Raw genomic sequence first — 6,000 nt, 5'->3', positions numbered from 1 at the left:
CGGTGGTCGCCGCGCGGTGAGGCGGACGGCGCGGGAGGGGGCGCGGGCGGAGCGGACCTCCACGGCGTCCCCGTCCGCGGGGGCGAGCGCGACCGCCGTCCCCCACGGCAGGGCCGCCGACAGCACCCGCGCGTCGGCGGCGCCGAAGTGGTCGCCGAGCAGCGGGACGGTCGCGGGGGCCCACCACACCCCGGCCGGGGCGCAGCCGTGGACGGAGCGGAACGCCTCCTCGGCCCGCTCCGCGGCCCGCGACGCCGCGACGGCGCCGTCGTCCACCGGGGGCTCCTTCCGGCCGGACCCGAACAGTCTCACGATGCCCCTCCTTTCGGGAAAATTCGACGGGCGGCGCCGCAGACGACGAAAACGCAGGTCATTGCAGACCACAGGGGACAAAGAAGCGCCTGTCCCACTGTAGGGGCGTGCGGGGGAGGCGCCCGGTGCGGGGGAGATGCCCATCTGGTGGGTAGGGAATCCGAATGACGCGTGTGGCGGAACTCCACTGGAGTGTGACGGAGGCATTACGTGTTTGTCACTTCGGGGCAGTTTCCGTGTTCTTTCGGTAGCGTGGTGCCTGGCGACGTGTTGCGGAGTCCGGGACCCACCGGCCGCACCCGAGCGCCGTCCCCGAGGGCCGCGTCCCGACCGGAACGGACCGGAGACGGCACCCCGAGACGGCGGGGCGGCACGGTGCGAGAACACACTTCGCCGCCTCTTCGCGGGTCCGGTGGGATCTGTACGTCTCCTGACGGAACGGATCGGTGTTCCGTCGGTTCCGCGATCCGGTGTCCTGCGGTCGGCCACGCGCGTCGGAGATCAACAGGGAGCGGAACGGCTATGCGGCGTACCCACGGTGTCGGCGGCGACGCCCGGTGTGCCGCGCGGCCGAAGCGGTTCCCGGCCGAGCAGCGCGGAGGGCGGACATGACCATCGAATTCAACCCCTCGAAGAGAGCCACCCTCGGGGTGGAGTGGGAACTGCAACTGGTGGACCGGGGCAGCGGGCACCTGCGCCAGGAGGCCGAGCAACTGCTCGGGGAACTGCCCGACCTGAGCCGCACGGAGAGCAACCCCCCGCTGCGGCACGAGCTCATGCAGAGCACGATCGAGGTGGTCACCGGCATCTGCGAGACCGTGGAGGAGGTCCGGGAGGACCTCTCCGCCACCATCGCCCGGCTCGCCCAGGCCGCGGACCGCCGCGCGATCGCCCTGGCCTGTGCGGGCACCCACCCGATGGACGACTGGCGCGACCAGACGATGGCCCCGGGGCAGCGCTACGGCGAACTGGTCGAGCAGTTGCAGTGGCTGGCGCGGCGCATCCTCACCTTCGGCGTCCACGTCCACGTCGGCGTGACCGACCAGGACAAGGTCGTCCCGATCGTCAACGCGCTCTCCCGCTACCTGCCGCACTTCCTCGCGCTGACCGCCTCCAGCCCCTTCTGGAGCGGGCACGACACCGGCCTGGCCTCCAGCCGCTCCGTCGTCTTCGGTGCGCTGCCCACGGCCGGTCCGCCGCCGCGCCTGGCGCACTGGGGGGCCTTCGAGGAGTACATGGACACCCTGCTGCGCGCGGGCACCATCTCCAGCATCAAGGAGGTGTGGTGGGACATCCGTCCGCACCCGGAGTTCGGCACGGTCGAGATCCGGATGTTCGACGGCATTCCCACGGTGCGCGAGGTCGGCATGGCGGCGGCGCTGTCGCAGAGCCTGGTGCAACTGTTCGAGCAGCAACTGGACCGGGGCTACCGGCTGCCCAGCCCGTCGACCTGGGTGGTCAACGACAACAAGTGGCGTGCCACCCGCTACGGGTTGGACGCCCGTATCATCACCGACGAGCGCGGGAGCACCGTCTCCCTGCGCGACGACCTGTACGAACTGCTGCATGAACTGAGGCCGGTGGCCGAGCGCCTGGGCTGTGCCGAGGACCTCGACGTCGTCGCCGAGATCCTCAACCACGGCGCCTCCTACGAGCGGCAGCGGGCCATCATCAAGCAGGGAGGCACACTCACCGACGTGGTCGACGCCCTCGCCGAGGAGTTCCGGGCCGGAGTGCCCGCGGGCATGGCGGACCACGGTCGAACAGATCCGTCAAGAAATGGGGGTCCCTCGCATGCAGGGGCGTGACCTGCGGGAGCAGTTGGCCGTGTTCCTGGCGCGCCGGGAACGGGAGTTCGTCGAGTTCCGCCGGGACCTTCACCGGCACCCCGAACTCGCCTTCGCCGAGCACCGGACGACGCAGCGGATCGAGGAGCGGCTCACCGAAGCCGGCCTCAAACCGCTGCGTCTGCCCCAGGGAACCGGGCTGATCTGTGACATCGGCGCGGACAGCGGTCCCACCGTGGCGCTGCGCGCCGACATCGACGCCCTGCCCCTCAACGACGAGAAGGACGTCCCCTACCGTTCCACCGTGCCGGGGGCCGCCCACGCCTGCGGCCACGACGTGCACACCACGGTCGTGCTGGCCGCCGGCCTGTTCCTGGCGCAGCAGGAGCGGGCCGGCGCGCTGCCCGGCCGGGTCCGCCTGGTCTTCCAACCGGCCGAGGAGCTCCCGGGAGGCGCCCGCGAGGTGATCAACGCGGGCGGCCTGGAGGGCGTGGACCGGATCTTCGCGCTGCACTGCGACCCGCGGCTGCCCGTGGGCCAGGTGGGGCTGCGGCCCGGGCCGATCACCGCGGCCTGCGACCAGGTGCTGGTGCGCCTGTCGGGGCCGGGAGGCCACACCGCCCGGCCGCACCTGACCGCCGACCTGGTCTACGCCCTGGGCAAGATCGTCACCGAACTGCCCGCCGCGCTGTCGCGGCGGGTGGACCCGCGTGCCGGGCTCAGCCTGGTGTGGGGCCGCATCAGCGCGGGGTCGGCGCCCAACGCCATCCCCGACGACGGGGTCGTGGCGGGAACGGTGCGCTGCCTGGACGACGCGGCCTGGCACGCCGCCCCCGACCTGGTCAAGGAGCTGCTGGAGTCGGTCACCGCCGCCTACGGGGTGCGGGTCGAACTGGACTACCGGCGGGGCGTGCCGCCCACCGTGAACGAGCCGAGCAGCGTGGAGATCCTCCGCGACGCCTGCACCCGGGTGCTGGGGCCGCAGGCGGTGGTGTCCACCGCGCAGAGCCTGGGCGGCGAGGACTTCGCCTGGTACCTGGAGAGCACCCCGGGCGCCTACGCCCGGCTGGGCACGCACTGGGCTGGCTCCGACCGCCCCATGCTCGACCTGCACCGCGGCACCTTCGACGTGGACGAGGCCGCCATCGGCGTGGGGGTGCAGCTCATGGCCGCCACCGCGCTGACCGCGCTGCGGGCGGAGCGGTCGGGCGCCCTCGAGGGCACCGAGGTGGCCTGACACCGCGCCCGGGCTGCCGGGGACGGCCCGTCCCGGGTGGCAAGCTGGGCTGGTGGACCGCAGACCGACTCTGGAACAGATCCGCCGCGCCCCCAAGGTGCTGCTGCACGACCACCTCGACGGAGGGCTGCGACCGCGCACGGTCGTCGAGCTCGCCGACGCGGTCGGCTACCCCGACCTGCCCGCCGACGAGCCGGAAGCGCTCGGCGCCTGGTTCACCGCGGCGGCCGCCTCCGGTTCGCTCGACCGCTACCTGGAGACCTTCCGCCACACGGTCGCGGTGATGCAGACCCGGGAGGCGCTGGAGCGGGTCGCCGCCGAGTGCGTCGAGGACCTGGCCGCCGACGGGGTCGTCTACGCCGAGGTGCGCTACGCCCCCGAGCAGCACCTGCGGGCAGGGCTGCGCCTGGAGGAGGTCGTCGAGGCGGTGCTGGCGGGGGTCGCCGAGGGGTGCCGCCGGGCCGCCGGACGCGGCACGCCGATCCGGGTGGGCACGCTGCTGACCGCGATGCGGCACGCCGCGCGGTCCCGGGAGATCGCCGAGCTCGCGGTGCGCTACCGGGACGACGGCGTGGTCGGGTTCGACATCGCCGGAGCCGAGGCGGGCCATCCGCCCACCAGGCACCTGGACGCGTTCGAGTACCTGAGGCGGGAGAACGCGCACTTCACCATCCACGCCGGGGAGGCGTTCGGGCTGCCGTCGATCTGGGAGGCGTTGCAGTGGTGCGGCGCGGACCGGCTGGGGCACGGGGTGCGCATCGTCGACGACATCGGGGTGGACGACTCCGGCGAGGTGCGGTTGGGGAGGCTGGCCGCCTACGTGCGGGACAAGCGTGTTCCACTGGAGATGTGCCCGAGCTCGAACGTGCAGACGGGAGCGGCGTCCTCCGTCGCGGACCATCCGATCGGCCTGCTGCGCCGGCTGCGGTTCCGGGTCACGGTCAACACCGACAACCGGCTGTTGGGTGGAATTACCCTGTCTGACGAGTTCGCTGCGCTGGTGGACGCGTTCGGCTACGACTGGGACGATCTGGAGTGGTTCACGGTGAACGCGATGAAATCGGCCTTCGCGCCCTTCGACGAGCGTCTGGCGCTCATCAACGGCCTGATCAAACCGGGCTTCGCCCGACTCAGATGGGAAGTGCGATGACCACCTTCCGGCAGCCCGTCTCCCACGTCCTCGGGTGGGCCTGGGTGGTGATCTCGGTGTTCCTGCTCGTGGACCTGGTGGTGCGGGGGACCGACTTCCGCGCGGTCGTCTCCGGGGCGGTGCTGCTGGTCACCGTGGGGGCCGTGTACGTGCTGGCGGTGCGCCCCAAGGTCGTGGCGACCGAGGAGGGCGTGCGCCTGGTCAACCCGCTGCGCGAGGTCTTCGTGCCGTGGGCCGACTTCACCTGGGCCGACGTCACCGACGTCCTGCGGGTGCACGCCGGCGACCAGGTGTTCCGCTCCTGGTCGCTGCGGGAGAACAAGCGCGCCGAGGTGCGGCGGAACCTGCGCCGCCTCAACGGCTTCGGTGAGGAGAAGGACGACCCGCGCGAGCTGCGCCCCACGGAGCGGGTGGCCCGGACGCTGCGCTCGGAGGCGGAGCGGCACAAGGCCCGCCTCGCGGCCGGGGGCGCGTCGACCGGGCCGACGGTGGTGTGGTCGCCGGACGCGGTGGCCGCGCTGGCCGTCCCGGTGGCGCTGTGGCTGGCGTCGCTGGCGCTGCTGTGACCGCCGTCCCACTTGACCCGCATGCCCCATACGGGTTAGGTTAGGCATGCCTAAAGGGATGGGGGCGGTGCAGGACCGGCCCCGAACGTCCCCGGGTGAAGCGCGGGTCACCCGAAAGCAGTGAGTACGTCTCGGCACAGGTTGCGCGGACAGGTGCCCGGCGTACGCAGTGTCACGGACCGTCGGCCACGGCATCGGCGCGGAACCATCTCGACATCGGGATGCTGCTCGCCACGCCGCTCCGGTGCCGAACCGGCGCCCCGGGCACACGGCTCCCGGAGGAGAGGCGGGCGTCCGGCTCGGACCATGCGGACGCGGCGCCTCTGCTCCGGGAGCCTTCTTTCGTGTCCGCTATCTCGGCTCACACGGTCGGGAACGCAGGTCCAGCACGTAGTCGAGGGGCGCGCCGGCCTTCTCCGCCGCGGTGGCGAGCATCTCCAGGTACCGGGCGGTGGGCAGGCCGCCCTCGTAGTCGTTGAGAACGTGGGTCCACGCGGTGACCTCCCCGTCCAGCAGGGTGGTGACCCGCACCTTGATCCGGGTGTAGACGCCGATGTCGCCGCCCTCCCAGCCGTCCAGTCGTTGCAGGTCCCAGTCGGCGACGTCGTAGAGCGCCACGAACACGCTGGAACCGGGGTCTTCCACCACGGTGGCCAGTGCGCCGTCGCCCTGGGCGCTGCCGCCGCCGAAGGTCAGTCTCCAGCCCTGCAACCAACCGGTGTTCCACAGCGGCGAGTGCGGCGCGCACTCGGCCATCTGGTCCGGATCGAGATTGTTGGCGTATGCGGCGTATAGGGGCACGCGGGCCATGCTACGGCTTTCGGCGCTGCCGCGCTTTCCGAACCGCCGCCTTCGATATGCGCGACAATGGAGCCACCGACCAGTAGGCGATACCGGCGTCCGCGGCCCACCAGGCCGGGGCGTGTCCACCACGGGCGGACCTTGCGG

General features: G+C 72.3%; 6 protein-coding genes. 4 read left to right on the top strand and 2 right to left on the bottom strand.

The features are described 5' to 3' along the window. Positions 1–312: galactokinase family protein (locus AC529_RS19025; RefSeq protein WP_332307084.1), on the bottom strand; the 312-nt coding region annotated here is incomplete at its 3' end. Between the two features lie 608 nt (positions 313–920). On the opposite strand from AC529_RS19025, the gene AC529_RS19020 reads away from it, so the two are divergent. Genes AC529_RS19020 through AC529_RS19005 form a run of 4 tightly spaced genes read left to right on the top strand, consistent with a single transcriptional unit; the run spans position 921 to position 5,052 of the window. After that, entirely contained in the window at positions 921–2,120 is a 1,200-nt protein-coding gene (locus AC529_RS19020) for a glutamate--cysteine ligase (RefSeq protein ID WP_068758716.1), read from the top strand. Then, positions 2,107–3,336, top strand: coding sequence for a M20 family metallopeptidase (locus tag AC529_RS19015; RefSeq protein WP_068758715.1), 1,230 nt, complete (start codon positions 2,107–2,109; stop codon positions 3,334–3,336). The genes AC529_RS19020 and AC529_RS19015 overlap by 14 nt, the downstream gene beginning before the upstream one ends. A gap of 52 nt (positions 3,337–3,388) precedes the next feature. Next, a complete protein-coding gene (locus tag AC529_RS19010) occupies positions 3,389–4,486 on the top strand; it encodes an adenosine deaminase (RefSeq protein WP_068758714.1) in 1,098 nt (365 codons plus the stop codon). Then, positions 4,483–5,052: a PH domain-containing protein gene (locus tag AC529_RS19005; protein ID WP_083948469.1), complete on the top strand. Its 570-nt coding sequence runs from the start codon at positions 4,483–4,485 to the stop codon at positions 5,050–5,052. Before AC529_RS19010 ends, AC529_RS19005 begins: the two co-directional genes overlap by 4 nt. A gap of 351 nt (positions 5,053–5,403) precedes the next feature. On the opposite strand, the gene AC529_RS19000 is transcribed toward AC529_RS19005, so the two are convergent. Then, on the bottom strand, positions 5,404–5,853 hold the full coding sequence (locus tag AC529_RS19000; RefSeq protein ID WP_068758722.1) for a gamma-glutamylcyclotransferase: 450 nt from the start codon (positions 5,851–5,853) through the stop codon (positions 5,404–5,406). Positions 5,854–6,000: the final 147 nt, after the last annotated feature.

The organism is Thermobifida cellulosilytica TB100 (genome assembly GCF_001517975.1).
GTDB classification, from domain to species: Bacteria; Actinomycetota; Actinomycetes; order Streptosporangiales; family Streptosporangiaceae; genus Thermobifida; species Thermobifida cellulosilytica.
This window is presented reverse-complemented; position numbering and strand designations above follow the sequence as displayed.